The organism is Streptomyces sp. BE20 (assembly GCF_036322525.1).
In the GTDB taxonomy this organism is placed as follows: Bacteria; Actinomycetota; Actinomycetes; order Streptomycetales; family Streptomycetaceae; genus Kitasatospora.
In genome coordinates, this window is record NZ_JAQYWW010000073.1 from 1 (window position 1) to 3272 (window position 3272).

General features: G+C 73.9%; 1 protein-coding gene. It reads right to left on the reverse strand.

The window, feature by feature from the left end; all coding sequences use genetic code 11:
- Positions 1–3272, reverse strand: a 3272-nt coding sequence (locus PUR61_RS00270; protein WP_329874368.1) for an amino acid adenylation domain-containing protein, incomplete at both ends; no start/stop codon positions are given.

Genomic DNA, 3272 nt, shown 5'->3' on the forward strand with positions numbered 1-3272 from the left:
CCACGAACAACCGCGCCAGCCGGTTCACCCGCGCGTCCAGCTCCGCGTACGTCCACGAGGACGCACCGAACACCAGCGCCACCTCGTCCGGCACCGACACCGCACGCTCCGCCAGCAGATCCGCCACCGAAGCCGACGGCAGCTCACGACCCGTCGCCGCCCACTCCCCCAACAGCCCCCGCTCACCCGACGTCAGCACGTCCAGCGCGCCGATGCGGCGGTGCGGGTCGGCCGCGACCTGCTCCAGGACGGCGAGCAGGCGCTCGACCAGTCCCTCGGCGGTGGCCCGCGCGTAGAGGTCGGTGGCGTACTCGAAGGCGATGTCGATCTCCTCGGTCGAGGAGGTCTCCTCGAAGTTGAAGTCGAGTTCGAACTTCGCGGCGCCCAGCTCGAACGGCAGGATGCGGCTCTCCAGGCCGAGCAGCCGGCCGCCCTGGCCGTCGTTGTGCTGGTAGCCGAGCATCACCTGGAAGAGCGGGTGACGGCCGGGCACGCGCGGCGGGTTGACCGCCTCGACCAGCCGGTCGAAGGGCAGGTCCTGGTGGGCGAAGGCGGCCAGGTCGGTGTCCCGGGTGCGGCCCAGCAGGTCCGCGAAGGTCGGGTCGCCGGAAAGGTCGTTGCGCAGGACCAGGGTGTTGACGAAGAACCCGACCAGGGCGTCGAGCCCGGCGTCGGAGCGGCCCGCGACCGGGGCGCCGAGCGGGATGTCGGTGCCGGCGCCGAGGCGGTGCAGCAGGGTCGCCACGGCGGCCTGGAGCACCATGAAGGTGGTGGTGCCGGTCGCCCGGGCGGCCTCCCGGAGCCCGCGGTAGACGGCGGGCGGCACCTGGGCGTACACGGTGTCGCCGCGGTAGCCGGCCACCGGCACGCGCGGGTGGTCGGTCGGCAGCGGCAGTTCCTCGGGCAGCCCGGCGAGCGCCTCGCGCCAGTAGGCGACCTGGCGGCTGTGCTGGCTCTGCGGGTCGTCGGCGGCGCCGAGCAGCTCCTGCTGCCAGAGGGTGTAGTCGGCGTACTGGACCGGCAGCGGCGACCAGGCCGGGGAGGTCCCGGCGACGTGCGCCGTGTACGCGGCCGTCAGGTCGTCGATGAAGGGGAGCATCGACCACTCGTCGCCCGCGATGTGGTGGAAGAGCAGGACCACGGCGTGGTCCCCGGGGGCGATCTCCAGCAGGGTGACGCGCAGCGGCGCCTCAGCCGAGAGGTCGAAGCCGTGGCGGACGGCAGCCTCGACGTCGGCGGCCAGGGTCTGCTCGCCGGAGCGCACGACGTGGACGGCGTCCGCGAGGGCCGGGGCGTCCAGGACGTGCTGGTAGACGGAGCCGTCGCGCTCGGTGAAGACGGTGCGCAGGCTCTCGTGGCGCTCGGTCACCGAGCGGACGGCGGCGCGCAGGGCGTCGGCGTGGAGGGCGCCGGTGACCCGGACGACCAGCGGCACGTTGTAGGTCGCACCGGAGCCGTCGAGGTTCTGCAGGAACCACATCCGGCGCTGGGCGTGCGAGAGCGGCAGGTCCTGCGGCCGCTCTCGGCGGCCGAGGGCCGGGCGCTGCTCGCCGTCGCCGCCGGCGCGGTGGGCCAGGCCCGCCGGGGTGGGCGCCTCGAAGAGGTCGCGGACCGTCAGCCGGCCGCCCAGCAGGGTGCGGATCCGGGTGACCAGGCGGGTGGCGAGCAGCGAGTGGCCGCCGAGGTCGAAGAAGTGGTCCTCGGGACCGACCTCGTTGAGGCCGAGCACCTCGCCGAAGGCGCCGCAGAGGATCTCCTCGCGGGCGTCGCGGGGGGCGCGGCCGGCGGAGGTGGTGTCGGGGACGGGCAGGGCGTTGCGGTCGAGCTTGCCGTTGACGGTCAGCGGCAGCGCGTCGAGGACGACGAACGCCGAGGGGACCATGTACTCGGGCAGGCGCTGGGCGAGGCCGTTGCGCACCTCGGCGACGTCGACGCCGGCGCCGGCCGGCACGAGGTAGGCGGCGAGGCGCTTCACGCCGGGGGTGTCCTCGCGGACCACCACCGCCGCCTGGGCGACGTCCTCGTGGGCCGCGAGGGCGTCCTCGATCTCACCGGGCTCGACCCGGTATCCGCGGATCTTCACCTGGTCGTCCGCCCGGCCCAGGAAGTCCAGGAGGCCGTCGGCCCGCCAGCGCACCACGTCACCGGTGCGGTACATCCGCGCGCCCGGCTCGCCGAACGGGTCCGCGACGAACCGCTCCGCCGTCAGACCGGGGCGCTTCAGGTAGCCGCGGGCCAGGCCCACGCCGGAGACGTACAGCTCACCGGGGACGCCGACCGGGACGGGCCGCAGGTGGGTGTCCAGGACGTGCGCGACGGTGTTCCAGATCGGCCGGCCCACCGTGGCGGTCGCGGAGTCGAGCGTGCCGCCGCCCAGGGTGTTGATGGTGTACTCGGTCGGGCCGTACAGGTTGTAGCCGAGGACGCCGGGGGTGTCGCGCAGCTTCGACCAGAGGGTCTCGGCCACCGCCTCGCCGCCGAGCAGGACCAGCACCGGGCGGTGCCGCCCCTCGTCCAGCAGGCCGCACTCCACCAGGGCCTGGGCGTAGGAGGGGGTGACGTTGATGACGTCGACGGCCTGCTCGGCGCAGTAGTCGGCCAGGCGCTGGGTGTCGCGGCGCAGGGCCTCGTCCAGGACGTGCACCTCGTGGCCCTCGACCAGCCAGAGCAGCTCCTCCCACGACATGTCGAAGGAGAACGACACCGTGTGGGCGATTCGCAGGCGCCGCCCGCCGGCCGAGGCCACCACCGGGTCGAAGATCTCCTGCCGGTGGTTCAACTGCATGTTGGTCAGACCCCGGTACGGCGTCACGACACCCTTCGGACGCCCGGTGGAACCCGAGGTGAAGATCACGTACGCGGCCGCGTCCGGGTCGTAGGGCGCCCGGTACGGCTCGGCGGAGAGGCCGGCCAGCTCGGCGCGGACGTCCTCGGCGTCGAGCAGCACGGTGTTGCCGTGGGCCGGCATCAGGGCGGCGGCGGTGGAGTCGGTGATCAGGCAGGCCGGGGCGGTGTCCTCGACCATGAAGGCCAGGCGCTCGACCGGGTAGTCCAGCTCCAGCGGCAGGTACGCCGCACCGCTGCGCAGCACCGCGAACAGCGACGCCACCATCTCCAGCGAACGCGGCAGCCCCAGCGCCACCACCCGCTCCGGACCGGCACCCCGCGCCACGAACAACCGCGCCAGCCGGTTCACCCGCGCGTCCAGCTCCGCGTACGTCCACGAGGACGCACCGAACACCAGCGCCACCTCGTCCGGCACCGACACCGCA